This window comes from Mycobacterium sp. IS-1590, from assembly GCF_001500025.1.
Lineage (GTDB): Bacteria > Actinomycetota > Actinomycetes > Mycobacteriales > Mycobacteriaceae > Mycobacterium.
On sequence record NZ_LQIW01000001.1, the window covers coordinates 410,957 to 436,008 of the forward strand.

Here is a 25,052-nt window from a genome sequence, read left to right on the forward strand (position 1 = left end):
GGTGGAGGTATGCCGAGAGAGGAGTACCGATGAAGAGCCCGAAGGATCCCGTCGACCACGCGAGGACCACACGTCCACACGCCGGGGAGTCGATGAAGGACACCAAGAACATGCCGGGGCTGATCCTCATCGGCGTGGCCCTGGTGCTGTTCGTCTCTGCGCTGGCGGCTCACGGCGCCGGCCACCACGGGGTGGGCATCGGCCTCGGCTGCGGCTCCGCTGCACTGTTCATCATCGGTGGTGGCTGGCTGCTCGTCGAGCATCTGCGGGTGCGCAAGATCGAAGATCGTTGGTACGCAGAACATCCCGACGCGCAACGGCAAAAACCGAGTAGTTGACACACCGAAGAAAAAAGCCCAGCCGATGCGGCTGGGCTTTTCTCGTTGAAATCAGTTACTGCTCGTTCTCCTGGCGCTTCTCGGCGGCCTCGGCGCCGGCGCGGGCGGATTCCGCCTCGGCTTCCTTCTTGGCGGCGTCCTGCTGAGCATCGGCCTTGTCCTGCTGGGCCTTGCCTTCGCGAACCATGTCGTCGCGGCCGGTGACGGTGCCGACCGTTTCCTTGGCTTTGCCCTTCACGTCTTCGACGACGCCTTTGATGCCTTCTTCAGGGCCACTGTTCTTCTCGGTCATGTTCACCTTCCGCAGTGGAGTGGATTCAGTCCAATCACGAGGAACTTCCTCGTGCAGGTGTCGGGTTCCCGAGGCCCTGATCGACTAAACGCCCGCGGTGGGCAGCATCGCCGAGAAGCGGGTGTAGTCGGCCTGCAACCGCACGCCGTCCGCACCGACACGGGCGACGTCCTCCCACGCCGCGAGGAAGGTTCCGCGGTGCCGCCACCTCGCGATTCGGGCTATCAGCGCCGGGGCGGTCGCGCCCGACCGTTCGAAACCCCAGAACGACGACCGCGTTTTGGGGCTCACGACGAGTCCCAAAACCCGCGGCGCCGGCGGATCGTCGGTCGGGTCGCCGCTGGTGGCGAGGCGAACGTCGATCACCGTTCCGACCCGATGGTTGCCTGCGTCGAAGACCTGCAGCCCCAGCAGCTCACTCAGCCGCATGTCGGCCTCCCGGAACGCGTTTGACGATGTGATCGCGCAGCCAGCGTTCAACCCAGCCGATGTCGAATGTCATATCGGTGGGTTTGAGCCTTACGACGACCCCGACCGAGGCGACCAGGCGCCAAGGAATCTCCTGTAGCCGCGACCGAGGAGGTGATCCACCCAAGATCCGTGTCGCCACCACCTGTCCCGATAGCAGGGCCCTGACCCGCGGCGGCTGGGCGCCGGCGGCCACGTCGTGATCCATCTCGATGCCGGTCAGCTCGATGTCGTCGACGATTCCGACAGGATCACCCGCGTCGTCGAGCATCTGGCGGTCCAGTAGATGCAGCCGGGCGTCGAGTAGGCGACCGCGATGACGCTTGACCGGCAGATCGTTCACTGTCCCGCTCCCGTCACGATCATCAACGGGATCGCCGCCACCGACGCCGCGACGATGACCACCAGGTATACCGAGGCGAGCATGTTAGTCACCCTTCCGTTGGTCTCACCACCCATGTACTGAGAATCGTTGGCCACGATCAGGATTGGCAGGTATGTCAGCGGAAGCGCGATGGCGGAGAACACCACGGAGTACTCGGTGACGAGGATGGGGTCGATTCCGGTGAACAACACCGCTGCGCAGGCGACGATCGCGACGAAGATGACGACGTGGAATCGGGCGGCCTCGGCGGGACGTCGGAACTTGCCCCACGGCCAGCCGAGGAACTGGGCCAGAATGTATCCGCTGGACAGCGCCGTCTCCAGCGCCGCACCGAACGTCGCCGCGACGACGCCCACGATCACGAACGCCAGCGCGAGCTTTCCGCCGGCGGCCACGACCGGCATGACCGTCTGCGACAGCGAGGTCACCTCGATCTGTTGGGGGAGTAGGACGATCGCCGCCGAGGCCGCGATGCCGAGCGACAAGAGACCTCCGAGGGGAAAGCCGACGAGCACGTTGACGCGTGACGTGCTCAAATCCTTGCGGGTCCAATGCTCTTCGACGGCTCCCGAGGAGAAGAAGAAGACCTCGTACGGCGTCATCGCGGCGCCGAACAGCGCGATGGCGAAGTACCAGTAGGTGGAAGCGGATTCCTGCTCCGGGATTGCAGGTGTCATCGCCTGATCGGCGAGATCAGCCCAATCCGGTTGCAGCAGAAACACACTGACCAGGAACACGATCAGGAACAGTCCCAACAGGCCCGCGACGTTCTCCATGATCTTGAACTTGACCCGCCATACCACCACCCAGACCGCGAACGCCGCGACGGGAATCCACATCATCGGGCCGACGTCCGTGGCCAGTTGCAGGGCCAGGGCAACGCCGCCGATCTCGGCGGTCAACGTCATCAGTGTGATGAAGAACGACGCCGCGAGGTTGGCGGCCGCGGTGCGCGGACCGAGCCGTTCCCTGATGATTTCGAAGGTCGCACGGCCGCTGACCGCCGCTACCCGGCCGGCCATGTTGGCGTACAGGCAGATTCCCGCGACACCGACGACAACGACCCAGGCCAGTCCCATTCCGAATCGCGACCCCACCACGGCGTTGGTGACCAGATCGCCGATGTCGACGAATCCCCCGATCGCGGTCAGTATCCCGAGCGCGACCGACAAGAGCTTCTTCATCAGCGGTAACGGCTTTCGAGCGCAGTCGCCGCCGCCAGGAGGTCGGCGCGAGCCCGCTGCGGCGACGGTTCGCTGCTGACCTGTCTGATGCTGGCTACTGCGGCGTTGAGGATGCCGATGATGTCGGTCATCGAGTCGGCCAGCATGCGCTGGCGTCCGACGTCGACAGAGTCGCGGGCGCGCAGATCGGCGATGCCCTGGTAGGCCTTCACGACGTCGGAGCGGGCGTCCGACAGTTGCACACCGGTCAGTCGAGCGGTCGACCGTCCCTGCGACCACAGGTCCAACGCCGCGGCGCCGCTGCGCGCCGCCGACGTCGTTTCCTCCATCGCGCTGGCGAGTTGGCCCGGCATGCCGTCGCGATTAGCGGGGCAGCACGTGAGTAGAAACCCGAGTGCGACGAGTACGACCAGCAGGACCAGTGGTCCCTGGAGTCGTCGAGCGCGCTCGTAGCCGGGCATCGGACTGGTGCCAATCAGTCCCCGACGGTGCCGTCCTCGTCGTCGATCTCCACCGTCTCGAGTTGATCCTGCCAATCCGCGGGCGGAGCCTCCAGCGGCGGGTCCGGTTCGGGTTCGGCGCTGGCCTCCTCGTCGAGAACCGGTTCGCTGGTGTCGCGCTGCTGCTCCATCGCATCGGCGAGGGGAACGTCGTCGGGCAGGCCTTCGCTGTCTGACATGCCGGTCGGGTACCCGTGCGCCCGGTGGCAAAACGGCGCCGGAGTCGCGCCTCTCTCGGAGTTCGACGGGAAAGTCCGATATGCGAATCGCCTCTCGTCCGCTATGCGAAGAGTCAATCGGAGAACCGTTTTGCCCCAGAAGGGCTCGGGTAGGCGGGCCGCATGTCGATGTCTTCGACGCCCCGTTCGGTGCTCCTCTGGCATGTGCACGGGTCTTGGACCGAATCCTTTGTCGCCGGCGGCCATCGCTGTGTATTGCCTGTGAATCAGCGTAGAGATTCCGACGGCCGCGGGCTGTGCGGACGCAATTGGCCACGGGCGCACGAGGTTTCGTTCGACGATCTGTATGACGAGGACATCGACCTGGTGGTCTTGCAACGTCCCGAGGAAATCGAGCTGACGAACCGGTGGCTGGGACGCCGACCGGGTCAAGACGTACCCGCGGTTTACGTGGAGCACAACGCCCCGCGACCGTTCGCGGTCGACAGCGTTCATCCGGTTGCTGAGCGCACCGATATCCCGATCGTGCACGTGACCGACTTCAACCGGCTCATGTGGAACAACGGTTCGGCCCCGACTCGCGTCATCACTCACGGGATCGCCGACCCGGGGTTGCTCTACCGCGGCGACGTCGCAGCCGCCGCGACGATGATCAACGAGCCGTGCAGGCGCTGGCGCACGGTCGGCGCGGATTTGCTGGCCGGATTCTCCGAGCACGTCCCGATCGACGTCTGGGGCATCGACACCGATGTGATCAGCGTATGCATCGACAGTCCGCGGGTGCGCGGAAGAGGTGACGTGCCGACCGCCGCCCTGCTGCCCGAGGTGGCCCGACGTCGCGTCTTCGTGCACACCGCCCGGTGGACGTCGCTGGGCCTGTCGCTCATCGAGGCGATGTTCATCGGAATGCCGGTGGTGGCCGTCGCGTCGACGATGGCGCCGCTGGCCGTGCCGCCGGAAGCCGGTGTCGTGAGCGTCGACGTCGACACACTCGGCCGCGCCTTGGCCCACTTCGTCGCGGACGGCGCCGCCGCCACCGCGGCCGGTAAGGCGGCGCGTGATTTCGCCAGGGCGCAGTTCGGAATCGATCGGTTCCTTGCGCAATGGGACGACCTCATCGACGAGTGCTGTCGGTGACGAGGAAAGGAGGGCGCCGATGAAAATCGCAATGGTGTCTGAGCACGCCAGCCCGCTCGCTGCGCTCGGCGGAGTCGATGCCGGGGGCCAGAACGTGCACGTCGCCGAGTTGTCAGCGGCACTGGCCAGGCGGGGTCATCAGGTCGACGTCTACACCAGAAAAAACGATCCGAAGCTTCCCGACCGGGTCGTCACCTCGCAGGGATACACCGTGGTACACGTGCCGGCCGGACCGGCCGAACCGCTCCCCAAAGACGAACTCCTCGCCCATATGGGGCCGTTCGCGCAATTCCTCGACGACGAATGGGCAACCGACCGGCCCGACGTGGCCCACGCCCACTTCTGGATGTCCGGTATCGCAACCCAACTCGCGGCACGTCATCTCGACCTGCCCGCCGTGCAGACCTTTCATGCGCTCGGTGTGGTGAAGCGTCGCCATCAGGGTGTCCGTGACACCAGTCCGCCGGACCGGTTGCACCTCGAGGCGATGGTGGCCCGCTCCGCGACCTGGGTGGCCGCCACGTGCACGGACGAGGTGTTCGAGTTGATGCGCATGGGCCGGTCCCGCAACCGGATCTCCGTGGTGCCGTGCGGCGTGGATCTGGACCTGTTCAGCCCACAAGGTCCTGTCGCGCCGCGCGGTGACCTGCGACGCATCGTCAGCGTCGGCCGGTTCGTGCCGCGAAAGGGTTTCGACGTCGTCGTGCGCGCATTGCCACACATGCCCGATACCGAGCTGGTGATCGTCGGCGGACCCGAGGCGTCCCGGCTCGACACCGAGCCCGAGGCGCATCGATTGATGGGCCTGGCAGGGGAGTTGGGTGTCGCGGACCGCGTTCATCTCTACGGCTCGGTGTCCCGCGGCGACATGCCGGCCATCCTTCGGTCAGCCGACGTGGTCGCGTGCACCCCGTGGTACGAACCGTTCGGCATCGTGCCGCTCGAGGCGATGGCGTGTGGTGTTCCGGTGGTCGCCTCGGCGGTCGGCGGAATGCTCGACACCGTCGTGCACGACGTGACCGGGCAACTCGTCAAGCCCAAGCGCCCCGACGAGGTCGCCAAGGCGGTGAACATTCTGCTGCGAGACGACTTCCTGAGGAAGAGCATGGGTGCCGCCGGCCGGGATCGTGCCCGGGCCCGCTACTCCTGGGACCGGATCGCCACCGACAGCCAGCGGATCTACGACCGGCTGGCGCCGGTGCGGGCGCCGGCGACCAGCGTGTCGTCGGGATGACCGGTTCAGCCCGACTCCAGCAGACGCACCGCTCGCTCGAGCTCGCTGGGCAACGTGCGCCGCTGCACGACGACCGCGGGGAGGCGAACCACCGCCTCGACCGCGCCCTTGGCATGCTCGCGATCACGCAGCGCCGCGGCGAGCATCCGCCCACTTGCGTTCAGGCAGTGGCCAATCGGACGTCGCAGCCATGTGGTGAGCACGTCGTTGCGCAATACCCGCGCGGCCTGCGCGGCGGTCGTGGCCCGCACCGGGGAGGGCTGGTGGATCGCGACCAGCTCGGGGTGGTAGCAGAGGTCCCATCCGGCCGCAGCCATGTCCAGTGCGAGCAGTTGCTCCTCGCCGCGGAAGTGCAGGATGGCGCTGAAACCCCCGGCCTGCTGAAACGCCCGCTTGCGCACCACGGCCGCACAGCTCATGAAACCGAGGATCGACGGGCCCGGAAGGTCCGCTCGCCGGCCCAGCGCGCTATGTGCCAGCCGTGTGGAGAACGAATCCTCGCGGCGCTGCGGCCACACGATCGTGCGCGCGGCCAGCAGTCCCACCGACGGATACCGTTCGAACGCCTCCACTGCGGTCGCAGGGGACTCCGGCGTCCACCAGGAGTCGTCATCGCAGAAGGCGACGTACGGCGTGGCGCACGCCGCCACCCCGACGTTGCGGCCGACCGCGCCACGATTGGTGTCGAGCCGGATCAGCTGAAGGCGGTTCGCCGACCGCTCAGCCATCCTGTCGATGATCGCGGCGGTGTCATCGGTGGATGCGTTGTCCACCACGACGATCGGGCATGCGGTGGTGTCCAGCAGCCGGGCCGCCACCGTCGCGAGTTCGGTGGCGCGATTCCGGCTGGCTATCACGAACGAGAGGTCGGAGAAGGCTCGGCCCTGCATGACCGGGGTGGCTACCCGCACATTCGGAAGGCAAACGATGCGTGACATCAAACGCGCTCTGGTCACCGGCGGCGGCGGGTTTCTCGGCGGGCACCTGTGTGAGCGGCTGCTCGATCGGGGGGTCGAGGTGATCTGCGTCGACGATTCATCCACCAGCGCGCCGACCGCGGCCGATCTGTTCCTCGATCGCTCGGGATATCGCTTCGTCCGCCACGACATCAGCGAGGCACTGCCCGACCTTCCTGTGAAGATCGACACCGTCTTCCACCTGGCGTCGCCTGCCTCGCCGGTGGACTATCTGCAGCTGCCGATCCAGACGCTGCGCACGGGCGCAGTGGGCACCGAGCACATGCTGCAATATGCCGAACGATGCGACGCACGGCTGGTGCTGGCGTCCACCAGCGAGGTGTACGGCGACCCACAGGAACACCCGCAGCCCGAAACATATTGGGGGAACGTCAATCCCATCGGGCCTCGCAGCGTGTACGACGAAGCCAAACGGTTCGCCGAGGCGTTGGCGTTCGCCTACCTGCGCGAACGGTCGGCCGACATCGGCGTTGCGCGGATCTTCAACACGTACGGGCCCCGGATGCGGCGCGACGACGGCCGCATCGTGCCGACGTTCTGCCACCAGGCGCTGGCGGGCGAACCGATCACGGTCAACGGTACCGGTGCCCAGACCCGGTCGCTGTGCTACGTCGACGACACCGTCGCGGCGCTGATCGCGTTGGGCGAATCCGACTGCACTGGACCGATCAACATCGGCAACCCCGACGAGCTGACGGTGTTACGCATCGCCGAGCTCATCCGCGATCTGGTCGGCAGTGATTCACCGATCGAGTTCCGCCCGGTGCCGCAGGACGATCCGCGACGGCGGTGCCCCGACATCACGCTGGCCCGGGAGCTGCTCGGGTGGCAACCGCGGATCAGCTACACCGAAGGCTTGTCCACGACCGTCGACTGGTTCCGTCGGCAATCGACAACCGTTGCGCTGCAGGGGAGTTGAGGTAAGCCATGCGCATCCTGGGAGTCAACGCAGTATTTCACGACCCGGCTGCCGCGCTGGTGATCGACGGTCAGATCGTCGCGGCCGCCGAGGAGGAGCGATTCACCCGACGCAAGCACGGTAAGCAGGCCGTGCCGTTCTCGACGTGGGAGTTGCCCGTGGAGTCGGCGCGGTGGTGCCTCGAACAGGCCGGGTTGAAGCCGTCCGATCTGGACCTGGTCGGCTATTCGTACGACCCCCGCCTGATGGACGAGTCCGCCGAGAACCTAAGCGGTTTGGACCGCGACTGGGAGTACCTGCGCACGCTCTACGCCGAGCGCGCCCCGCGCTTCCTTCGGTCCGCGCTGCCCGGCCTCGACCCCGGCATCGTGCGCCACGTCCGCCATCACGTCGCGCACGCCGCATCGACAGCGCTGGCCTCCCCGCACCCCGACTGCGCGGTGCTCGTCGTCGACGGCCGCGGCGAGCGGTCCTCGATGCTCGCCGGGAGTTACCGTGACCACAAGCTCGACGTGCTCGCGACACAGGCGTTGCCGCACTCGCTGGGTCTGTTCTACGAAAGTCTCACCGAGCACCTCGGATTCAAGCGGTCGAGCGACGAGTACAAGGTGATGGCGATGGCGTCCTACGGAACGCCGCGGTTCGCCGACAGGTTCCGCGAAGCCGTCTACGCCTGCGGCGAGGGAGGTTTTCGCACCGAACCGGTGGACTGGAACGTGATCACGCCGGCCCGGGGGCCCGGCGCCGGCAAGGGACACGCGCTCGACCGCCCCGAACCGGAGCACGCCGATCTGGCGTGCAGTGTCCAGACGGTCGTTGAGGAGGTGCTGCTCGAGCTGGTCGGGTGGCTGCGTGAGCGCACTGATCACGAAAGCCTCTGCCTGGCCGGCGGAGTCGCGCTCAACTGCGTGGCGAATTCGAAGATCTACAGCCGTGGCGGCTTCTCGAGGGTGTGGGTGCAGCCCGCGGCCGGTGACTCGGGAACGGCGCTGGGCGCGGCGCTTGCGCTGGCGGGGGAGAACGGCGAGCCGATCGCGCCGATGCCGTCGGCGGCGTTGGGTCGCGGGTTCTCCGATGACGAGATCGAAGCGGTGCTGACCGAGGCGGCGATACCGCACGAGCGGCCCGCCGATCTGGCCGCCGCGATCGGAGACGCGTTGGCCGACAACAAGCTCGTCGGCTGGTTCCAGGGCCGCGCCGAGTTCGGCCCCCGCGCGCTCGGTCAGCGCTCACTGCTCGCCGATCCCCGGCGGATCGAGAATTTGGAGCGGCTCAACACCGTGAAGGGCCGCGAACAGTTCCGACCCGTCGCACCGATGGTGCTGGCCGAGCGCGCCGCCGAGATCTTCTCCGGCGGGCCGATCCCGAGCCCGTACATGTTGTTCGTGCACGAGGTCGCCGCCCAATGGCGCGACCGCATTCCCGCCGTCACCCACGTCGACGGCACGGCCCGCATCCAGACCGTCGATCGCAGCCACCCGCTGCTGCACGCCACGATCAGCCGGTTCGCTGTCCGCACCGGCGTCCCGGTGATCGTCAACACCAGTTTCAACACGGCCGGGCGCCCCATGGTGGACAGCCCGCGCGACGCGCTCGAGTGCTTCGGCAGCGCCCCGATCGACGTGCTCGCGATCGGGCCGTTCCTCGTGAGGAGGCCCGGATGACGCCGGCGTTCGCAGTCGTCGTGCCGACGGTGGGCCGTTCGTCGCTGTACCGGCTGCTCGCAGAACTCGACGGTTCGGCCGGACCGGCACCGACCGCGGTGATCGTCGTCGACGACCGGCCTGATCCGGACGGCGCGCTGGAGGTGACGTCGCGGCTTCCGGTCACGGTGCTGCGAAGCGGCGGGCGAGGGCCCGCGGCGGCGCGCAACACGGGATGGCGCGCCGCCGGAGCCGACTGGATCTGCTTTCTCGACGACGACGTTGTCCCGCAGTCGAATTGGTTCGCTGCGGTCTCCGAAGATCTGGCGAAGGCCGAAGTGGAGGCGGCGGCCGGATCGCAGGCCGTGATCGAGGTGCCGCGGGTGGGCGGCCGCAAAGCCACCGACGACGAGCGTCGCACCCAGCGCCTCGCGGAGGCCAAGTGGATCACCGCCGATATGGCGTTTCGGCGCGATGTCCTGGTCGCCGTCGGTGGATTCGACGAGCGGTTCCCCCGGGCGTACCGCGAGGATTCGGACATCGCCCTGCGAATCACCCAGGGCGGCAACACTATCGTCCGCGGAGCCCGCCGTTGCACCCATCCCGTCGCGACTGCCACGCTGATGAGCAGCGTGCGCGCACAAATCGGCAACCGTGACAACGCGCTGTTGCGCCGTAAATTCGGCAGGAGGTGGCGCTCGCAAATCGGTGAGGGCCGAGGCCGCCTACCGGCGCATTCCGTGGCCACCGCCGCCGCCGGCGTCGCGGTGCTGAGCACGCTAATGGGTCGGTGGCGCGTCGCACGCACCGCCGGTGCGGTCTGGGCGTCGCTGACGGCGGAGTTCGCCGCCCGCCGAATCTGGCCCGGACCGCGATCCGTCACCGAGGCCGGTCGCGTGGTGCTCACCAGCGCCCTGATCCCGCCGGTCGCGGTGTGGCACCGGTTGGCCGGTGAGTGGCAGTTTCGCGCGTCGCGGCCCGACCCGCCGCTGGCGGTGTTGCTCGACCGTGACGACACGATCATCGCGGACGGACCCTATCTCAACGATCCGGCCGGGGTTCGCCCGCTGCCGGGAGCCGTGCGCGCATTGAATCGATTGCGCAGCAAGGGGTTACCGCTGGCCGTCGTGAGCAATCAGTCCGGGGTGGCGAGAGGGTTGATCAGCGCCGAGCAACTCCGAGCCGTCAACGCCGAGGTCGACGCGGCGCTGGGTCCGTTCGATTCCTGGCACCTGTGCGTACACGACGCCGAGGACGGATGCCGTTGCCGCAAGCCGTCTCCCGGCATGGTGGAGGACGCCGCTGCCGCGCTCGGCGTCCCCCCGTCCCGGTGCGTGATGATCGGCGACACCGGCGGGGACGTCGACGCAGCGCTGGCCGCGGGCGCCGACGCGATCCTGGTGCCCACGGCGCGCACGCTTGTCCACGAGATCGGCGAGGCCCGGATGAAGGCGCGGGTGGCGACGACCCTCGACGAGGCGGTCTCGATGGTGCTGAGGGAGCGCCGATGAGCAGGGCGGTCGTTGCGCGTCTGGACAGCGCCGGGGATGTGTTGATCACCGGTCCCGCGGTCCGCGCCGTAGCGCAAACGCACGACGCGGTCACCTTTCTCGCCGGTCCGCGCGGGCGGGCCGCCGCCGAACTGCTGCCCGGCGTCGACGAGGTCATCGAGTGGCAGGCGCCGTGGGTGGACTTCGAGTCACCCGCGTTGACCGCGGGACACGTCGAGGCTCTGGTCAAACAATTGCGCGACCTTGCCCCCGAACGGGTCTACGTCTTCACGTCGTTTCACCAGTCGCCGCTGCCGCTGGCGTTGATCTGCCGAATGGCCTCGGTGCCGTGGGTCGGGGCGATCAGCGAGGACTATCCGGGGACACTGCTCGACCTGCGCCACCACGTACCGGATGGCATACCCGAACCGGAGCGCGCGCTGTCACTGGCCCGGGCCGCCGGCTGCAACTTGCCCGCCGACGACGAGGGAGCACTGCGGGTGCACCGACCGCCGCCCCTGGCGCCGGAGCTCGCGGAAACGCTGGGCGACAAGCCCTTTGTCGTCTTCCATCCCGGTGCCGCCGTGCCCGCACGCCGACCGACTCCAGAACGCAGCGCCCGAATGATCGAAGCCCTCGTCGGTGCGGGAAACCGGGTCGTGGTCACCGGCGACCCCGCCGAACGCGACCTCACTGCGGCCGTCGCCGGGGACATCGCCCTCGACCTCGGAGGACGCACCACCCTCGACACGTTGGCGGCCGTCTACGCCGCCGCGCGCGTGGTGATCGCGCCCAACACCGGGCCCGCGCACCTCGCCGCGGCCGTCGGCACGCCCGTGGTCTCCCTCTTCGCTCCCGTCGTACCTGCCTCGCAGTGGAGCCCGTACGGCGCCACCGTTGTTCGCCTCGGTGACCAGCAGGCTCCGTGCCGCCTCACCCGCGCCCGCGTATGCCCGGTGGCGGGCCATCCGTGTCTCGACGGCATCACCGACGACGAACTGCTCCACGCGGTCAACCGAATTGGAGGACGGCAATGATTACGACGATCCAGACGCACATCTGCGCACTGTCACATGCGGCCGATCACATCGCACCCGAAGCGCCCAAGCTGGCAGCATGGGGTCGGCGGCTCGCTGACGCGCTCACCACCGGCGGCCGACTCCTGGCGTGCGGCAACGGCGGCAGCGCCGCCGAGGCGCAACATCTGACCGCCGAACTGGTCGGCCGTTTCCACAACGAGCGGATGCCGATGTCGGCGATCTCGTTGCACGCCGACACCTCTGCGCTCACGGCCATCGCCAACGATTACGGCGTCGACGAGATGTTCGCCAGGGGCGTGCGGGCACACGGGCGGCCAGGGGACGTGCTTGTCTCACTGTCGACCAGCGGTACGAGCGCGAATGTGCTCGCCGCCGTCAAGGCCGCGCACGAAACCGGCCTGACCACATGGGCGTTCACGGGACCGCAACCGAACGCCCTCGCCGCCATGTGCGACGACGCGGTCTGCGTGGAAGCGCCGACCACCGCGACCGTGCAGGAGATCCACCTCCTGCTCGTGCACGCGCTGTGCATCGCCGTCGACGAGGTACTGCTGGGGGCGTCACATGAATAGGCCCCTGGTGATCATCGGCGATTCGATGCTCGACCTCGACATCGAGGGCTCCGCAACGCGGCTCAGCCCCGAGGCGCCGGTACCGGTGGTCGACGTCGAACGGATCTGGCGCCGCCCCGGCGGTGCCGGGCTGGCCGCGGTGCTCGCCGCTCGCACGGGATTCGACGTGGTGCTGGTGACCGCGATCGGCGACGACGCCGACGGTCAGGCGTTGACCGACCTGTTGGCCGACGCGGGTGTGCGGCTCATCGCGCTGAAGCTGACCGGAAGCACGGTGTGCAAGACCCGGATTCGGGCGGCCGGGCAGTCGATGCTGCGGCTCGACCGCGGCGACGGTTCCGCAGCGGGCACACCGCCGCCTGCCGAGGTCTCCGACCTCCTCGGTGAGGCCGGCGCCGTCTGCGTGGCCGATTACGGACGCGGCGTCACTGCGCACACGGGGATCCGCGAACTGCTCGCGTGGACCGCGCAGCGGGTGCCGACGGTGTGGGACCCGCATCCCCGCGGCAGCGAGCCGGTTCCCGGTTGCTGGCTGGTCACGCCGAACCAAGACGAGGCGGCGGGACGCTCGGCGGAGTCGCTGCGCGAGCGGTGGGCCGCACGCGCGGTGTGCGTCACCCTGGGCTCGAAGGGGGCACTGGTCGCCACCGACACCGGCAACGCGCATCACCCGGTGCAGGATGCGGTCGCGCGGTCCGGGCACGGCGACACCTGCGGCGCGGGGGACCGATTCGCAATCGCGGCCACCATCGCGCTCGCCGCGGGTAAGGACATCCACGACGCCGTCGCCGACGCGGTGGACGCCGCCGGCAGATTCGTCGCCGCGGGCGGCGCGGTCGGCGTGTCGAGCGCGGACTCGATCGGCGGAACACCCTCGGCCGCAACGTCGACGGCCATCACCGGGGACATCGCCGAGGTCCGGGACCGGCTGCGCCGCCGCGGGGGCAGGCTGGTCGCGACCGGAGGGTGCTTCGACCTGCTGCACACCGGCCACGTCCGGCTGTTGCGGCAGGCCCGCGATCTCGGCGACGCGCTGGTGGTGCTGCTCAACTCCGATGCTTCCGTTCGGGCGCTGAAGGGCCCGCGGCGACCCGTCGTCGCCGATCGGGACAGGGCGCGGGTGCTGGCCGCGCTGGCATGCGTCGACGCCGTCGTCGTCTTCGACGAACGCTCACCCGAAGCGGTGCTGGAGCAACTGCGGCCCGATGTCTGGGTCAAGGGTGGCGACTACACCGAGGCCGACCTCCCCGAGGCCGGCGTGGTCCGCCGCCACGGCGGCGAGGTCGTGCTGCTGCCGACCGTCGCCGGTTACTCGTCGTCGAACCTGATCGCGGCAGCGCGGTCGTGAACAGAAAGGAATCCTCAATGGCTCTGGGAATCGCTCTGGGCAACATCATCATCACCGGTGGTGCGTCGGGACTCGGCGCGGCTACGGCGGAAGCCGTTGCACGCCAGGGTGGTACACCGCTGGTGATCGACCGCAACGACCCGAAACCGGGAGTGGCCTTCGCGCGCGCCGACCTCGCCGACACCGGGGCCGTCGACGCCGCGGTGCGCACGCTCGCCGAGCAGGCCGGCGGTCAGATTCACGGCGTGTTCACCGCCGGAGGCACCGACATGTGCGGCAAGCTCTCCGATGTCGCGGTCAAGGACTGGGAACGCGTCATCCACGTCAACCTGCTGGGCACCGCGGCGGTGATCCGCTCGGCATTGCCCTACCTGAGGAACACGGGCGGCCGGATCGTCACGTGCGCATCCACATTGGGGATCAAGGCCGTCAGCGACGCGACCGCGTACTGCGCCTCCAAATTCGGGGTCATCGGATTCTCCCGTGCGTTGGCCGCAGAACTGGCGGGGGAGGTGGGAGTGACGACGCTGATCCCCGGCGGTATGCACACGGCGTTCTTCGACAACCGCGACGAGCAGTACAAGCCGCCGCCGGACGCCAAGCTGAACCAGCCCGAGCACGTCGCCGACACCGTGGTGTTCGCGCTGTCCCAGCCAACGGGCTGCGAGGTCCGCGAGCTCGTGGTGTGCGCCTCGACGGAGTCTTCGTGGCCGTGAGCCCCGCCACCGTTCTGGTCTTGCGCGCGTTGGGCCTCGGCGATCTGCTCACCGGGATCCCGGCGCTGCGCGGTCTGCGGCGCGCGTACCCAGACGCGCACATCGCGCTCGCCGCGCCCGAGCGGTATCGAGATCTGGCGATGCTCTCCGGCGCGGTCGACGAGCTCGACCCGACGCCCGGCCTCGGTCGGCTCCGACCCCGCCACGAGCCGCCTGCCCTTGCCGTGAACCTGCACGGCAGTGGCCCCGAGAGCATCGCCGACCTGCTCGCGATGCGCCCCCGAGCCTTGATCAGCCACCGCCACTCCGCCTTCCCCGGCGTCGACGGGCCACGATGGCGCGCCGATCTCCATGAGGTCGACCGCTGGTGCACCCTGCTCGAATGGGCCGGGATACCCTGCAACCCCGAGGATCTGGTGATACCACGGCCGCCCGGCTATCCGGATCGGTCGTCCGCCGTCGTGATCCACCCCGGTGCCGCATACGCCGCGCGGCGATGGCCACCGGAGCGGTTCGCGGAAGTGGCCGGCGCACTGCGCAACCGCGGGCACGACGTGGTCATCACCGGCGACGACCGCGAAGTCGACCTCGCGACGTCGGTGGCCGACGCCGCCGGCCTGCCCCGATCAGCCGTCCTCGCAGGCACTCTCGGCCTGCTCGAACTCGTCGCGCTGATCCACGATTGCCGCTTGTTGATCTGTGGCGACACCGGCGTCGGACACATCGCGACCGCGACCGGCACTCCGTCGGTGCTGCTGTTCGGTCCGACACCACCGAACCGGTGGGGGCCCAGGGGATCGGGTCCGCACATCGCGGTCTGGGCCGGCGACAGGGGCGACCCCCACGCCGACCGCCCCCACAGTGGGCTCTTGCTGATCACGGTCGGCCGCGTCCTCGACGCCAGCGAGAGGCTGCTGAAGGACTGCGCATGAACGCCATTCGCACGGGTGTGATCGGCGCGGGTTACGTCGGGCTGACGACCGCGGTGTGCCTGGCCGAGCGGGGCCACCACACGGTGTGCGTCGATGTGGACGCCGGGCGGGTCGAACAGCTCCGCAGCGGTGTGCCGCTACTCGACGAACCGGGCCTCCCCGAGCTGCTGCGCCAAGGCCTTGAGACCGAGAACCTCGAATTCACCGTCGCATACCGCGAATTGGCCGACTGCGACGTGGTGTTTGTCTGCGTGCCGACGCCGAGCGGATCGGACGGATCGGCCGACCTGTCGGCGGTCGACGCGGCGGTCGCGCGGCTCGTCACCGTGCTGCGACCGGACTCGGTGCTGGTGCTCAAGTCGACGGTTCCGGTCGGCACCACCCGGCGGATCGCGCGCCGGGTGGAGGGCGCCGGCATCCGCGCGGTCTCCAACCCCGAGTTTCTCCGCGAGAGCCACGCCATTTACGACTTCCGCAACCCGGACCGCATCGTGATCGGGGCCGTGGACCCCGACGCAGCCGATCTGGTGTCGCGCGTGTACGGCAACCACACGCAGACCTTCCGGATGAGCCCGGAGAGCGCCGAGTTGGCGAAGTACGCCAGCAACGCGTTTCTCGCGGTGAAGATCTCCTACGCCAACTCGCTGGCACGGCTGTGTGCGCACATGGGCGCCGACGTCACCGACGTGATCCGCTGCATGGGCGCCGACGTGCGCATCGGCCCGCACTTCCTGCAGCCGGGCCCGGGGTGGGGCGGGTCTTGCCTGCCCAAGGACACCTCAGCCATCCTGCACACCGGACGGGTCGCGGGTGTAGAGCTGCCGGAGATCGACTCGGCCCGCCTGACCAACTCCACGCAGTCCGCGCGCATCGTGTCGACCCTGCGCCGAGAAGTGGTCACTCCGCTCGGCGAAGCCCGTGTCGCCGCCCTGGGCCTGACCTTCAAGGCCGGCACCAGTGACGTGCGCGATTCCCCGGCGTTGACCGTTTGCGGCGACCTGGGGCGCGCCGGTGCGCAGGTCACGGGCTACGACCCGCGTTTGGACGCGATGGATCACACGCGGCTGCGGGCATCGTCAATCGTGGCGGTCGACGATCCGTACCTGGCCACCAAGGACGCCGACGCAATCATCGTGCTCACCGAATGGCCCGAGTTTCGGGAACTCGACTGGGCCCTGATCGGAGAGCACGCGCCCGGCGCCGTCGTCGTCGACACCCGCAACCTGCTCGACCGGGCGTTGCTCAGCGAGGCCGGATTGACCTACCTGGGTAACGGAACCCCCTCGGGCTATTGACCTTTGGCGACTTTGCGGATGAGGCGCGCCGTGCCGCGGTCGAGCACCTCCTGACGTTCTGCGAGGGTTTTGGCCTTCGCGGCGCGGCGGACGGCCGCGGCGATCGTGAGCTCGGATTCGTAGCCCTGGACTACCCGCGGGTCGACGTATGACCCGCGTGCCACCGCGGGCGTGTTGCCGAGTTCCTCGGCGACCTCCTTCATCACCGCGGACTCGACCCGCTTGATCACGGTCTTGTTGACGGGCGGGTCGGCGTCGACGAATGCTGCCGCCGCCAGCACCGTGCCGTGCCACGTGCGCAGATCCTTGACCGTGTACCGATCCCCGACCAGTTCCTTGAACCGGGTGTTCAGGTCGTCGGCGTGGATGTCGATCCAGGTTGAACCGTTGCGGCACACCAGCAATCGCTCGGTGCGCTCCGGGCGGCGCATCAGCGCACGAACCGAGCGGACCGCTTCGGGATCGTCGATGAGCAGCGTGCGCCGCACCCCGCTCTTGGCGGGGAAGTCGAACTCGATCGCGTTGCGCTGCACCTTCACGTGCTCGCACAGCAGCGTCGCGATGCCGTACGAGTTGTTCTCCTCTGCGTACTGCTCCGAACCCGACCGGAAGTAGCCGAGGTCGGCCAGGTGCAGGGCGAGTGCGAGCACGCGGTCGCGGTGCAGGCCGCGGCTGCGCATGTCCGCGGCGATGCGCCTGCGCATCTCCGGCAGCGCGGCCGACATCTCCAGGACCCGGTCGAACTTCTCCTCGTTGCGCTCCTCCTGCCACCTCTGGTGGTACAGGTATTGGCGCCGGCCCGCGGCGTCGGTACCGACCGCCTGGATGTGGCCGTTGGGATAGGGGCAGATCCATACCTTTTTCCAGGCCGGCGGGATGACGAGCTCCTTGATGCGCTGCAGGGTCTTCTCGTCGGTGACCGGGCTGCCGTCGGGATGGTGGTAGGAGAACCCGCGACCGCGACGCAACCGACGCAGACCGGGGCCGCTGACGACGCTACGGCGAAGTCGCATGTTTGGTCCCTGAGCGCACAGGGGTATTGAACCCGCACCATGGAGAAGCCTTACTTCGTCGCGCCATCAGAACGCCGCTCGTCACAGTCGTGTTCGCTGTTTCATCGGCCCGGACCGAGGCCTACGGGGTGGGAACGTCTCCATGACCGGGTAAATACCCGCGCCGGCGTGTGGCACACGTCGCCGTCGCCGGGTCGCCGGAGTACTCGTGGTTAGGTGGGATCCGACCTGGGGTAACCTCGCTTCGACATTGCCGGGAGGTCAAATGGCCGACGTCGCCAACAAGAACAACGGGCACGGGCACGGCGCGCGGTCGGTGGAACTCCGGGTCGCCGCCGAGCTCGAGAACCTTGCGGTTCTGCGCACCCTGGTCGCCGCCGTGGCGACCTTCGAGGATCTGGACTTCGATGCCGTCGCCGACCTGCGTCTCGCGGTCGACGAGGCCTGTACCAGGCTGATCCGATCCGCGGTACCCAACTCCGTGCTGCTGCTCGTCATCGAGCCGCGCGAGGACGCCGTCATCATCGACGCGTCGACCACATGCAAGAACTCCGACATCCTGGCGCCGGGCAGCTTCAGCTGGCACGTGCTGAGCTCACTGACCGACGAGGTGAAGACCTTTGAGAACGGACAGGGGCCCGAGAACGCCCAGGTGTTCGGGATCTCCATGACGACGAGACGAGCGACGCTGCAGTGACGCCGTCGACGTCACAGGGTTCGTCGTCGCGTTCGAACTCTGAGTACGCGGATGTCGCCGACATGTTCCGCGAGCTGAAGAGTGTGCCGGAGGACTCGCCGAAGTTTCAGCGGCAGCGAGACCGCATCGTCGAGCGCTGCCTACCCCTGGCCGACCACATCGCGCGCCGCTTCGACGGCCGCGGCGAGCCGCGCGAAGACCTCGTCCAGGTGGCCCGCGTCGGACTGGTCAACGCGGTGATCCGCTTCGACGTCGAGGCCGGCTCGGACTTCGTCTCGTTCGCGGTGCCCACCATCATGGGCGAAGTCCGACGTCATTTCCGCGACAACAGCTGGTCGGTCAAGGTGCCGCGGCGGCTCAAGGAACTCCATCTGCGACTCGGCGCCGCCACCGCGGAGTTGTCACAGCGGCTCGGCCGCGCCCCGACGGCATCGGAACTGGCTGCGGAACTGGGCATGGACCGCGACGAGGTCGTCGAGGGCCTGGTCGCCGGCAGCTCCTACAACACGCTGTCGATCGACAGCGGCGGCAGCGGAACCGAGGACGCCCCCGCGATCGCCGACACACTGGGCGACGTCGACCTTGGTCTCGACCAGATCGAGAACCGGGAAGCACTGCGACCGTTGCTCGCTGCGCTGCCGGAGCGGGAACGAACGGTGTTGTTGCTGCGCTTCTTCGAGTCCCTCACCCAGACGCAGATCGCCGAGCGCGTGGGCATCTCACAGATGCACGTGTCGCGATTGCTCGCGAAATCCCTAGCCAGACTTCGGGACCAGCTTCAGTAGCGGTTTGACCTCACCTGCGCTCGACAGCGCCGACTCGAGGCTGTCGCACACGGGCAATGCGGCGTCCGGATCGCAGATGCGTAGCAGCCGGCTGACCGACGCGCTCGGCACCATGGCCCACTCGATCTTCTCTCCCGCGGTGCGCACGTTGAGCGTGTGCAGCGCGGAAAAACCTGCGGTGCCGAAGAATTCGACACCCGAGAGGTCGATGACGAGGCGCTCGAGCTGTGCGGCGTCGCGCATCGCATAGTCGACGAACGCCCGCGAGTTCGCGGCGTCGATCTCACCGTGCGCGGCGACGATCGCGGTATCGGGTCGCGGCCGACGGGTCGCGAAGTACGCGGTGTGGCAGTCGCGGGTTTCAACGACTTGCGCTTCGGGAATGGACCCGGAGATATGAGAAATAGACATTTGTGACTCCATCAGTCAATGCGCGATTCGGACTGTGGTTCACGTCAAAAATTTGGGGCCCTGCGTATTCAAAGCCTTCGCAGCAGAGGCGGGAGTTCTGCCCTTGCACGTCGATGACGTTCCAGCTCGGCTGTGAACTCAACCTGCAATGAACCCTACGCCGCTCACTGAACATGCACAATCGAAATCGTTATCACGGTCTTAGCCACTGGTCAGAGCGTCGGTAAGAGCCGATGAACGGCAAATTTGTCGAAACTCGACCCACGTCGGACACTGATGGCATGACGATTGCGGGTGTCCTGCTGGCCGCCGGTGCCGGCACCCGCTATGGGATGCCCAAAGTGCTTGCAGCGCAAGGTGAATGGCTTAATGCGGCAGTGCAGGCCCTGCACGCCGGTGGATGCGACGACGTGGTGGTGGTGCTGGGCGCTGCGATGGTCGAGGTTCCGCCGCCCGCGCGCGCCGTTTTCGCCGAGGCCTGGGCGGACGGGCTGTCGGCTTCGCTGCGGGCCGGGTTGTCGGCGGTCGAGGCCGACTTCGCGGTGCTGCACACCGTCGATACGCCCGACGTCGGCGCCGATGTGGTGCGCCGGGTTCTACGAGCTGCGACCGCATCGGATTCGGGTCTGGCCCGCGCCCGCTACGGGCAGGCGCCCGGACACCCGGTGGTGATCGCGCGCAGGCACTGGGCGGCGCTGCTGGACGAGGTCCGCGGCGACGCGGGGGCACGATCGTTTCTGGCCGGCCGCGACGACGTCGTGGTGGTTGATTGCGCGGATCTGGCGACGGGCCGCGACATCGACGTCCGTTAGGCGGGTTGGCAATCAGCCGATCGTGAGGCCCAGCATCGCCGTCGCGAAGCGGCGCACCGAATGTTCGGCGATCGCCGCCGCGTCGGCGTAGCCGTCGCGGAACCGCGTGCGCAGTAGCGCAGCCTGTGGGTCGAGCCTGATCTCGGCGAGCATCTCGCCGGTGGTCGGTTCGCACACCGCCCAGGTGTATGCGGTGTCGGACGACCACTGGGCGCGGCAGCGGGCGATGTAGCCGGGATCGGTCTCACCCATCTGGGCGAGGGCAGGACCGTCGTCGATCAGGTCGTCATCGCGCGGCGCGCGCAGATACCACGCGCCGGCGTTGATCTCGACGGGCTCCATGCGATTTGGGTGCGCTAACGCTCGCTGCGCGCTCGCTTGCGCACCGAAATCACTTGATCTCGGCCAGGACGGTCCCCTGGGTGATCGCCGCGCCGGGCTCGACCGCCAGGCCGGTGATCGTGCCGTCCTTGTGCGCGGTGACCGGGTTCTCCATCTTCATCGCCTCGAGCACCACGACGAGGTCACCGGCGGAGACCTCCTGGCCCTCCTCGACGGCGACCTTGACCACGGTGCCCTGCATCGGTGCGGTCACGGCGTCACCGGACGCCGCCGCTCCGCCGCCGCCCCCACGCTTGCGGGCCTTGGGCTTCTTGCGGACGACATTGGAACCGGAGGCTCCCGCACCGCCGCCACCGCCGAGCGCCAGGTCCCCGGGCAGCGACACCTCGAGCCGGCGACCGCCGACCTCGACGACCACGGTCTGGCGCGGCACGGTGTCCTCTTCCTCGATCGGATCGCCACCGGTGAACGGCTCGATGGTGTTGTCCCACTCGGTCTCGATCCAGCGAGTGTGCACCGTGAAACCGTTGTCGTCGCCGATGAACGCGGGGTCGGAGACGACCGCCCGGTGGAACGGGATGACCGTGGCCAGGCCCTCGACGGTGAACTCGTCGAGCGCGCGACGGGACCGCTCGAGGGCCTCTTGGCGGGTGGCGCCGGTGACGATCAGCTTGGCCAGCATCGAGTCGAACTGACCGCCGATGACCGAACCGGACTCGACGCCGGAGTCCAGCCGCACGCCGGGACCGGTCGGCGGCACGAACTTGGTGACCGGGCCGGGGGCGGGCAGGAAGCCGCGACCGGCGTCCTCGCCGTTGATGCGGAACTCGATGGAGTGGCCGCGAGGAGCCGGATCCTCGGTGATGTCGAGCGGTTCGCCGTTGGCGATGCGGAACTGCTGGCGCACCAGGTCGATGCCCGACGTCTCTTCGGTCACCGGATGCTCGACCTGCAGACGGGTGTTCACCTCGAGGAACGAGATCAGCCCGTCCTGGCCGACGAGGTACTCGACGGTGCCGGCGCCGTAGTAACCGGCCTCCTTGCAGATGCGCTTGGCCGACTCGTGGATCTCTTTGCGCTGAGCATCGGTCAGGAACGGCGCGGGCGCCTCCTCGACCAGCTTCTGGAACCGCCTCTGCAGCGAGCAGTCCCGGGTGCCCGCCACGACGACGTTGCCGTGCTGGTCGGCGATGACCTGCGCTTCGACGTGGCGAGGCTTGTCCAGATAGCGCTCGACGAAGCACTCACCGCGGCCGAACGCCGCAACGGCCTCGCGGACCGCCGACTCGTACAGTTCGGGGATCTCCTCGATCGTGCGGGCCACCTTCATACCGCGGCCACCGCCGCCGAAGGCGGCCTTGATCGCGATCGGCACGCCGTACTCCTCGGCGAACGCGACGACCTCGTCGGCGTCCTTGACCGGCTCCGGGGTGCCGGGCACCAGCGGCGCCTTGGCGCGCGCGGCGATGTGGCGGGCGGTCACCTTGTCGCCGAGGTCGCGGATCGACTGCGGGCTGGGCCCGATCCAGATCAGGCCGGCGTCGAGGACCGCCTGCGCGAAATCCGCGTTCTCGGAAAGGAACCCGTAGCCCGGGTGGATCGCATTGGCTCCGGACTTCTCAGCGGCGTCGAGCAGCTTTTCGAACACCAGGTACGACTCCGCCGAGGTCTGCCCGCCCAGGGCGAAGGCCTCGTCTGCGAGTCGCACGTGAGGTGCGTCGGCGTCGGGTTCGGCGTACACCGCCACGCTCTGCAGCCCTGCGTCCTTGGCGGCCCTGATCACCCGGACCGCGATCTCCCCGCGGTTGGCGACCAGCACCTTGGAGATCTTCGAGCTGGCGTGACTGGGCACTGCGCCTCCTGGTGGCATGTCTAAGAAACGTCTTTAAGAATGTAACGGAGGGAGTTTATGCGGCGTCGCCGAGGTGCCCGTGGGCTGGTCCCTTACCAGCGAGTAATAAACCGGTGTTGCTGCCACAGATCCGCGAACGTTCATCCAGGTACGGCGTCGACGCCGCATCCTGTACACCACTGATCGCTCGCCCGGTGGGCGTCAGCGAAGCCGCTTCTTGATGCGGGCCAGCATCGCCGACATCCCGCGCAGCCGCAGCGGGCTGATCAGCGCCGCCAGCCCCAGTTCGGAGTAGAAGTCGTCGGGCACGGCCAGGATCTCGTCGGCGGAGTGGTCGTCCAGGCCCGCGGCCAGGATCGCGGCGAACCCGCGTGTCGTCGGCGCTTCGGCGGGCGCGCTGAAATACAGCCGGACATGTTCGCGGTTGTCGGCGTCGACATGCAGGAACAGCGGCGACTGGCATTCGGGCACCGGTTCCATCGCGGCCTCTTCGAGGTCGGCGGGCAGCGCAGGCAACTCGTTGGCGAACTCCAGGAGCAGTTGCAGCTTGTCCTGCCCCTGCACCTCCTTGAAGTCCGACACCACCTCCGCCAGCGCGGCCGGCATGCTCACGGCGCGTCGCCTGGCTCTTCCCCGGCGGTGACGGGCACCCGCACGGCGTTGCCCCACTCGGTCCACGAGCCGTCGTAATTGCGAACCCCCGGCAGCCCCAGCAGGTGGGTCAGGACGAACCAGGTGTGGCTCGAACGTTCACCGATGCGGCAGTAGACGATCGTCTGGTCGTCAGGGGTCAGGAAGCCGTACAGGTCCTCGAGTTCGGTACGGCTGCGGAATCGGCCGCTGTCATCCGCGGCCTTGGCCCACGGGATCGAACGCGCGGTGGGTATGTGGCCGCCCCGCAGCGCGCCTTCCTCGGGGTAGTCGGGCATATGGGTGCGCTCCCCGGTGTACTCCTGCGGCGAGCGGACGTCGATCAGGGGCGCCTTTCCGAGCGCGTCGAGTACGTCCTCCTTGAACGCGCGGATCGGCGCGTCGTCCCGCTCGACGACGGGGTAGCCGGTGCTGGTCTTGGTCGGCACGTCAAGGGTGGTTTCGCGACCGTCGGAGATCCACAGGTCGCGGCCCCCGTTGAGGAGGCGTACGTCGGGGTGGCCGAACAGCGTGAACACCCAGAGGGCGTAAGCCGCCCACCAATTGCTCTTGTCGCCGTAGATCACCACGGTGTCGTCGCGGGAGATGCCCTTGCGGTTCATCAGGTCGGCGAACTGTTCGCCGGTGATGTAGTCGCGCACGTGGGGATCGTTCAGGTCGGTGTGCCAGTCGATCTTGACGGCGCCCGGTATGTGGCCGGTGTCGTAGAGCAGTACGTCCTCGTCGGACTCGACGATGGCCAGCCCCTGCCTGCCCAGGTTCGCCGACAACCAGTCGGCGGTGACCAGGCGTTCGGGGTGGGCGTATGACTGCAGGGCGGGGTCTGGATCGGCAGGTAGAGGCACAAACCCGAGCCTACCGAGGCATGCGTGTCCTGTGGGATCAGGTGACCGGGTTGTCGCGCCAGAGGTCGGCCAGCGACAGCCCGGCGCGCTCGAACATGCCGCGGACCAGGGGCAGGCCGATGCCGATCACCGACGACGGGTCACCGTGCACACCCTCGATGAACCAGCCGCCGAGGCCGTCGAGGGTGAAGCCCCCGGCCACCGCAGTGGGCTCCCCGCTGGCGACGTAGGCCTCGAGATCGCTCCTCGACGGCGACGCGAAGTGCACCGTGGTGGCCTCGGCTTCAGCGAGCCGGCACGCAATCCTGTTGTCCTGCAACCTGATCACGCAGTGGCCCGTGTGGAGCTGGCCGGAGGAGCCTGCCATCTGCTGCCAGCCGGCCAGTGCGGCCTCGGCCGATGCGGGTTTGCCGACCAACGTCCCGTCGCGGAACAGCATGGAATCGCAGCCGATCACGACGCAGTCGGCGCCGACCGCCGGATCGAGTTCGGCGACGACGGCGTCGGCCTTGGCCGCGGCGAGCGCGACCGTCACCTGCGCGGGTGTCGCCGCGTGGTCGAGCTCGGCGACAACCGCGTCCTCGTCGACACCGGACACGACGATCAGGGGATCGATTCCGGCCTGCCGCAACACTTTTCGACGGCCGGAGGACGCCGAGGCGAGGACGACGCGCGTCATCGACGGCGCATGTGTGCCCGTTCCACGAGCGTCACCCGCTGCCAGCTGAACGGCGTGTACCGCAGCCGGTCCACGGGATGACCCCAGAGGTTCTCTTCCTGCTCGCGCGGCTCGGACGGCGCGCTCGACGCGGCGGCGAGCACCGCGATCAGGGCGGCGAGTTCGTCCTGGCTGGGCTCACCCCTGACGACCTGGATGTGCGCCTCGTGATCTTCTGGCGCGGCGATCTGCTCACCGGTCACCGCCACGTCGGCCTCCACGTTGTTCGCCCCGCTCACAGGAGTTGGATTGCTCGCCCCGCTCACAGGAGTTGGAT

General features: G+C 68.4%; 30 protein-coding genes. 15 read left to right on the forward strand and 15 right to left on the reverse strand.

Annotated features, from left to right (window positions below; genetic code table 11):
* Window positions 1-29 precede the first annotated feature (29 nt).
* Window positions 30-338 carry a protein UsfY gene (gene usfY, locus AU197_RS01985; protein ID WP_064400685.1) on the forward strand — a complete coding sequence of 103 codons (309 nt, stop codon included), beginning with the start codon at window positions 30-32 and terminating at the stop codon, window positions 336-338.
* 55 nt (window positions 339-393) lie between these two features.
* Here usfY and mbp1 read toward each other — a convergent pair whose 3' ends face one another.
* The 6 genes from mbp1 to AU197_RS02015 form a co-directional block, all read right to left on the reverse strand.
* Complete coding sequence (gene mbp1 / locus AU197_RS01990) at window positions 394-630, reverse strand: microaggregate-binding protein 1 (RefSeq protein WP_064400879.1); 237 nt, start codon at window positions 628-630, stop codon at window positions 394-396.
* Window positions 631-714: 84 nt separating this feature from the next.
* A complete protein-coding gene (locus AU197_RS01995; protein WP_064400686.1) occupies window positions 715-1,059 on the reverse strand; it encodes a PRC-barrel domain-containing protein in 345 nt (114 codons plus the stop codon).
* The gene (locus AU197_RS02000) at window positions 1,046-1,441 is read right to left on the reverse strand and encodes a hypothetical protein (protein WP_064400687.1); all 396 of its coding nucleotides are present in this window, start codon (window positions 1,439-1,441) and stop codon (window positions 1,046-1,048) included. The genes AU197_RS01995 and AU197_RS02000 overlap by 14 nt, the downstream gene beginning before the upstream one ends.
* Complete coding sequence (locus AU197_RS02005) at window positions 1,438-2,667, reverse strand: Nramp family divalent metal transporter (RefSeq protein WP_064400688.1); 1,230 nt, start codon at window positions 2,665-2,667, stop codon at window positions 1,438-1,440. Before AU197_RS02005 ends, AU197_RS02000 begins: the two co-directional genes overlap by 4 nt.
* Window positions 2,667-3,020 (reverse strand): hypothetical protein, encoded by a 354-nt coding sequence (locus AU197_RS02010; protein ID WP_231744792.1) that lies wholly within the window; start codon window positions 3,018-3,020, stop codon window positions 2,667-2,669. The genes AU197_RS02005 and AU197_RS02010 overlap by 1 nt, the downstream gene beginning before the upstream one ends.
* A gap of 122 nt (window positions 3,021-3,142) precedes the next feature.
* Window positions 3,143-3,346 (reverse strand): hypothetical protein, encoded by a 204-nt coding sequence (locus AU197_RS02015; protein ID WP_064400690.1) that lies wholly within the window; start codon window positions 3,344-3,346, stop codon window positions 3,143-3,145.
* 162 nt (window positions 3,347-3,508) lie between these two features.
* Between AU197_RS02015 and AU197_RS02020 the strand changes: the two genes are divergently transcribed.
* Together AU197_RS02020 and AU197_RS02025 are read left to right on the forward strand one after the other, a co-directional pair.
* A complete protein-coding gene (locus tag AU197_RS02020) occupies window positions 3,509-4,483 on the forward strand; it encodes a glycosyltransferase (RefSeq protein WP_082696448.1) in 975 nt (324 codons plus the stop codon).
* A gap of 19 nt (window positions 4,484-4,502) precedes the next feature.
* On the forward strand, window positions 4,503-5,717 hold the full coding sequence (locus AU197_RS02025) for a glycosyltransferase (protein WP_064400691.1): 1,215 nt from the start codon (window positions 4,503-4,505) through the stop codon (window positions 5,715-5,717).
* 5 nt (window positions 5,718-5,722) lie between these two features.
* On the opposite strand, the gene AU197_RS02030 is transcribed toward AU197_RS02025, so the two are convergent.
* Window positions 5,723-6,607: a glycosyltransferase family 2 protein gene (locus AU197_RS02030; RefSeq protein WP_064400692.1), complete on the reverse strand. Its 885-nt coding sequence runs from the start codon at window positions 6,605-6,607 to the stop codon at window positions 5,723-5,725.
* Window positions 6,608-6,644: 37 nt separating this feature from the next.
* Here AU197_RS02030 and AU197_RS02035 point away from each other — a divergent pair, with 37 nt between their 5' ends.
* The 9 genes from AU197_RS02035 to AU197_RS02075 are packed head-to-tail and all read left to right on the forward strand — an operon-like array spanning window position 6,645 to window position 16,649.
* The gene (locus AU197_RS02035) at window positions 6,645-7,613 is read left to right on the forward strand and encodes an NAD-dependent epimerase/dehydratase family protein (RefSeq protein WP_082696449.1); all 969 of its coding nucleotides are present in this window, start codon (window positions 6,645-6,647) and stop codon (window positions 7,611-7,613) included.
* 8 nt (window positions 7,614-7,621) lie between these two features.
* Window positions 7,622-9,277, forward strand: a complete 1,656-nt coding sequence (locus AU197_RS02040; protein WP_064400694.1) for a carbamoyltransferase family protein — start codon at window positions 7,622-7,624, stop codon at window positions 9,275-9,277.
* Complete coding sequence (locus tag AU197_RS02045) at window positions 9,274-10,767, forward strand: HAD-IIIA family hydrolase (RefSeq protein ID WP_064400695.1); 1,494 nt, start codon at window positions 9,274-9,276, stop codon at window positions 10,765-10,767. Before AU197_RS02040 ends, AU197_RS02045 begins: the two co-directional genes overlap by 4 nt.
* Window positions 10,764-11,783: a glycosyltransferase family 9 protein gene (locus AU197_RS02050; protein ID WP_064400696.1), complete on the forward strand. Its 1,020-nt coding sequence runs from the start codon at window positions 10,764-10,766 to the stop codon at window positions 11,781-11,783. The genes AU197_RS02045 and AU197_RS02050 overlap by 4 nt, the downstream gene beginning before the upstream one ends.
* Complete coding sequence (locus AU197_RS02055) at window positions 11,780-12,358, forward strand: D-sedoheptulose-7-phosphate isomerase (RefSeq protein WP_082696450.1); 579 nt, start codon at window positions 11,780-11,782, stop codon at window positions 12,356-12,358. Before AU197_RS02050 ends, AU197_RS02055 begins: the two co-directional genes overlap by 4 nt.
* Window positions 12,351-13,706 carry a D-glycero-beta-D-manno-heptose 1-phosphate adenylyltransferase gene (rfaE2, locus tag AU197_RS02060; protein WP_064400697.1) on the forward strand — a complete coding sequence of 452 codons (1,356 nt, stop codon included), beginning with the start codon at window positions 12,351-12,353 and terminating at the stop codon, window positions 13,704-13,706. Before AU197_RS02055 ends, rfaE2 begins: the two co-directional genes overlap by 8 nt.
* 17 nt (window positions 13,707-13,723) lie before the next feature.
* Window positions 13,724-14,422 (forward strand): SDR family oxidoreductase, encoded by a 699-nt coding sequence (locus AU197_RS02065; RefSeq protein WP_064400884.1) that lies wholly within the window; start codon window positions 13,724-13,726, stop codon window positions 14,420-14,422.
* A complete protein-coding gene (locus tag AU197_RS26415) occupies window positions 14,413-15,354 on the forward strand; it encodes a glycosyltransferase family 9 protein (protein WP_064400698.1) in 942 nt (313 codons plus the stop codon). The genes AU197_RS02065 and AU197_RS26415 overlap by 10 nt, the downstream gene beginning before the upstream one ends.
* Window positions 15,351-16,649 carry a UDP-glucose dehydrogenase family protein gene (locus AU197_RS02075; RefSeq protein ID WP_064400699.1) on the forward strand — a complete coding sequence of 433 codons (1,299 nt, stop codon included), beginning with the start codon at window positions 15,351-15,353 and terminating at the stop codon, window positions 16,647-16,649. Before AU197_RS26415 ends, AU197_RS02075 begins: the two co-directional genes overlap by 4 nt.
* Here AU197_RS02075 and AU197_RS02080 read toward each other — a convergent pair.
* Complete coding sequence (locus AU197_RS02080) at window positions 16,643-17,662, reverse strand: DNA topoisomerase IB (RefSeq protein WP_064400700.1); 1,020 nt, start codon at window positions 17,660-17,662, stop codon at window positions 16,643-16,645. The two genes, AU197_RS02075 and AU197_RS02080, sit on opposite strands and share 7 nt — an antisense overlap.
* Window positions 17,663-17,927: 265 nt before the next feature.
* Here AU197_RS02080 and AU197_RS02085 point away from each other — a divergent pair, with 265 nt between their 5' ends.
* Both AU197_RS02085 and AU197_RS02090 read left to right on the forward strand, forming a co-directional pair.
* Complete coding sequence (locus AU197_RS02085; protein ID WP_064400701.1) at window positions 17,928-18,359, forward strand: ATP-binding protein; 432 nt, start codon at window positions 17,928-17,930, stop codon at window positions 18,357-18,359.
* A 62-nt stretch (window positions 18,360-18,421) separates the two neighbouring features.
* Entirely contained in the window at window positions 18,422-19,144 is a 723-nt protein-coding gene (locus AU197_RS02090) for an RNA polymerase sigma factor SigF (RefSeq protein ID WP_502687849.1), read from the forward strand.
* Here AU197_RS02090 and AU197_RS02095 read toward each other — a convergent pair.
* Window positions 19,115-19,555, reverse strand: coding sequence for an STAS domain-containing protein (locus AU197_RS02095; protein ID WP_064400703.1), 441 nt, complete (start codon window positions 19,553-19,555; stop codon window positions 19,115-19,117). The two genes, AU197_RS02090 and AU197_RS02095, sit on opposite strands and share 30 nt — an antisense overlap.
* Before the next feature lie 281 nt (window positions 19,556-19,836).
* Here AU197_RS02095 and AU197_RS02100 point away from each other — a divergent pair, with 281 nt between their 5' ends.
* Window positions 19,837-20,367 carry a nucleotidyltransferase family protein gene (locus AU197_RS02100; protein WP_082696451.1) on the forward strand — a complete coding sequence of 177 codons (531 nt, stop codon included), beginning with the start codon at window positions 19,837-19,839 and terminating at the stop codon, window positions 20,365-20,367.
* Between the two features lie 12 nt (window positions 20,368-20,379).
* Here the strand turns inward: AU197_RS02100 and AU197_RS02105 are convergent, their stop codons facing one another.
* The 6 genes from AU197_RS02105 to AU197_RS02130 form a co-directional block, all read right to left on the reverse strand.
* Window positions 20,380-20,709, reverse strand: a complete 330-nt coding sequence (locus AU197_RS02105) for a hypothetical protein (RefSeq protein WP_064400705.1) — start codon at window positions 20,707-20,709, stop codon at window positions 20,380-20,382.
* A gap of 49 nt (window positions 20,710-20,758) precedes the next feature.
* Entirely contained in the window at window positions 20,759-22,561 is a 1,803-nt protein-coding gene (locus AU197_RS02110; protein ID WP_064400706.1) for an acetyl-CoA carboxylase biotin carboxylase subunit, read from the reverse strand.
* A 201-nt stretch (window positions 22,562-22,762) separates the two neighbouring features.
* Window positions 22,763-23,167 carry a SufE family protein gene (locus tag AU197_RS02115; protein WP_064400707.1) on the reverse strand — a complete coding sequence of 135 codons (405 nt, stop codon included), beginning with the start codon at window positions 23,165-23,167 and terminating at the stop codon, window positions 22,763-22,765.
* 2 nt (window positions 23,168-23,169) lie between these two features.
* Window positions 23,170-24,057 (reverse strand): sulfurtransferase, encoded by an 888-nt coding sequence (locus AU197_RS02120; RefSeq protein ID WP_064400708.1) that lies wholly within the window; start codon window positions 24,055-24,057, stop codon window positions 23,170-23,172.
* A 37-nt stretch (window positions 24,058-24,094) separates the two neighbouring features.
* Window positions 24,095-24,736 carry a Maf family protein gene (locus tag AU197_RS02125; RefSeq protein WP_064400709.1) on the reverse strand — a complete coding sequence of 214 codons (642 nt, stop codon included), beginning with the start codon at window positions 24,734-24,736 and terminating at the stop codon, window positions 24,095-24,097.
* Entirely contained in the window at window positions 24,733-25,014 is a 282-nt protein-coding gene (locus tag AU197_RS02130; RefSeq protein WP_502687844.1) for an acyl-CoA carboxylase epsilon subunit, read from the reverse strand. Before AU197_RS02130 ends, AU197_RS02125 begins: the two co-directional genes overlap by 4 nt.
* Between the last annotated feature and the right edge of the window lie 38 nt (window positions 25,015-25,052).

What these genes read in the sequence shown, in the direction of transcription:
- usfY (WP_064400685.1), top strand. Translation starts at nt 30, where the DNA reads ATGAAGAGCCCGAAGGATCCCGTCGACCACGCGAGGACCACACGTCCA.
- mbp1 (WP_064400879.1), bottom strand. Translation starts at nt 630, where the DNA reads ATGACCGAGAAGAACAGTGGCCCTGAAGAAGGCATCAAAGGCGTCGTC.
- AU197_RS01995 (WP_064400686.1), bottom strand. Translation starts at nt 1,059, where the DNA reads ATGCGGCTGAGTGAGCTGCTGGGGCTGCAGGTCTTCGACGCAGGCAAC.
- AU197_RS02005 (WP_064400688.1), bottom strand. Translation starts at nt 2,667, where the DNA reads ATGAAGAAGCTCTTGTCGGTCGCGCTCGGGATACTGACCGCGATCGGG.
- AU197_RS02010 (WP_231744792.1), bottom strand. Translation starts at nt 3,020, where the DNA reads ATGCCGGGCCAACTCGCCAGCGCGATGGAGGAAACGACGTCGGCGGCG.
- AU197_RS02015 (WP_064400690.1), bottom strand. Translation starts at nt 3,346, where the DNA reads ATGTCAGACAGCGAAGGCCTGCCCGACGACGTTCCCCTCGCCGATGCG.
- AU197_RS02020 (WP_082696448.1), top strand. Translation starts at nt 3,509, where the DNA reads ATGTCGATGTCTTCGACGCCCCGTTCGGTGCTCCTCTGGCATGTGCAC.
- AU197_RS02025 (WP_064400691.1), top strand. Translation starts at nt 4,503, where the DNA reads ATGAAAATCGCAATGGTGTCTGAGCACGCCAGCCCGCTCGCTGCGCTC.
- AU197_RS02030 (WP_064400692.1), bottom strand. Translation starts at nt 6,607, where the DNA reads ATGCAGGGCCGAGCCTTCTCCGACCTCTCGTTCGTGATAGCCAGCCGG.
- AU197_RS02035 (WP_082696449.1), top strand. Translation starts at nt 6,645, where the DNA reads ATGCGTGACATCAAACGCGCTCTGGTCACCGGCGGCGGCGGGTTTCTC.
- AU197_RS02040 (WP_064400694.1), top strand. Translation starts at nt 7,622, where the DNA reads ATGCGCATCCTGGGAGTCAACGCAGTATTTCACGACCCGGCTGCCGCG.
- AU197_RS02045 (WP_064400695.1), top strand. Translation starts at nt 9,274, where the DNA reads ATGACGCCGGCGTTCGCAGTCGTCGTGCCGACGGTGGGCCGTTCGTCG.
- AU197_RS02050 (WP_064400696.1), top strand. Translation starts at nt 10,764, where the DNA reads ATGAGCAGGGCGGTCGTTGCGCGTCTGGACAGCGCCGGGGATGTGTTG.
- AU197_RS02055 (WP_082696450.1), top strand. Translation starts at nt 11,780, where the DNA reads ATGATTACGACGATCCAGACGCACATCTGCGCACTGTCACATGCGGCC.
- rfaE2 (WP_064400697.1), top strand. Translation starts at nt 12,351, where the DNA reads ATGAATAGGCCCCTGGTGATCATCGGCGATTCGATGCTCGACCTCGAC.
- AU197_RS02065 (WP_064400884.1), top strand. Translation starts at nt 13,724, where the DNA reads ATGGCTCTGGGAATCGCTCTGGGCAACATCATCATCACCGGTGGTGCG.
- AU197_RS02075 (WP_064400699.1), top strand. Translation starts at nt 15,351, where the DNA reads ATGAACGCCATTCGCACGGGTGTGATCGGCGCGGGTTACGTCGGGCTG.
- AU197_RS02080 (WP_064400700.1), bottom strand. Translation starts at nt 17,662, where the DNA reads ATGCGACTTCGCCGTAGCGTCGTCAGCGGCCCCGGTCTGCGTCGGTTG.
- AU197_RS02085 (WP_064400701.1), top strand. Translation starts at nt 17,928, where the DNA reads ATGGCCGACGTCGCCAACAAGAACAACGGGCACGGGCACGGCGCGCGG.
- AU197_RS02090 (WP_502687849.1), top strand. Translation starts at nt 18,422, where the DNA reads ATGTTCCGCGAGCTGAAGAGTGTGCCGGAGGACTCGCCGAAGTTTCAG.
- AU197_RS02095 (WP_064400703.1), bottom strand. Translation starts at nt 19,555, where the DNA reads ATGTCTATTTCTCATATCTCCGGGTCCATTCCCGAAGCGCAAGTCGTT.
- AU197_RS02100 (WP_082696451.1), top strand. Translation starts at nt 19,837, where the DNA reads ATGACGATTGCGGGTGTCCTGCTGGCCGCCGGTGCCGGCACCCGCTAT.
- AU197_RS02105 (WP_064400705.1), bottom strand. Translation starts at nt 20,709, where the DNA reads ATGGAGCCCGTCGAGATCAACGCCGGCGCGTGGTATCTGCGCGCGCCG.
- AU197_RS02115 (WP_064400707.1), bottom strand. Translation starts at nt 23,167, where the DNA reads ATGCCGGCCGCGCTGGCGGAGGTGGTGTCGGACTTCAAGGAGGTGCAG.
- AU197_RS02125 (WP_064400709.1), bottom strand. Translation starts at nt 24,736, where the DNA reads ATGACGCGCGTCGTCCTCGCCTCGGCGTCCTCCGGCCGTCGAAAAGTG.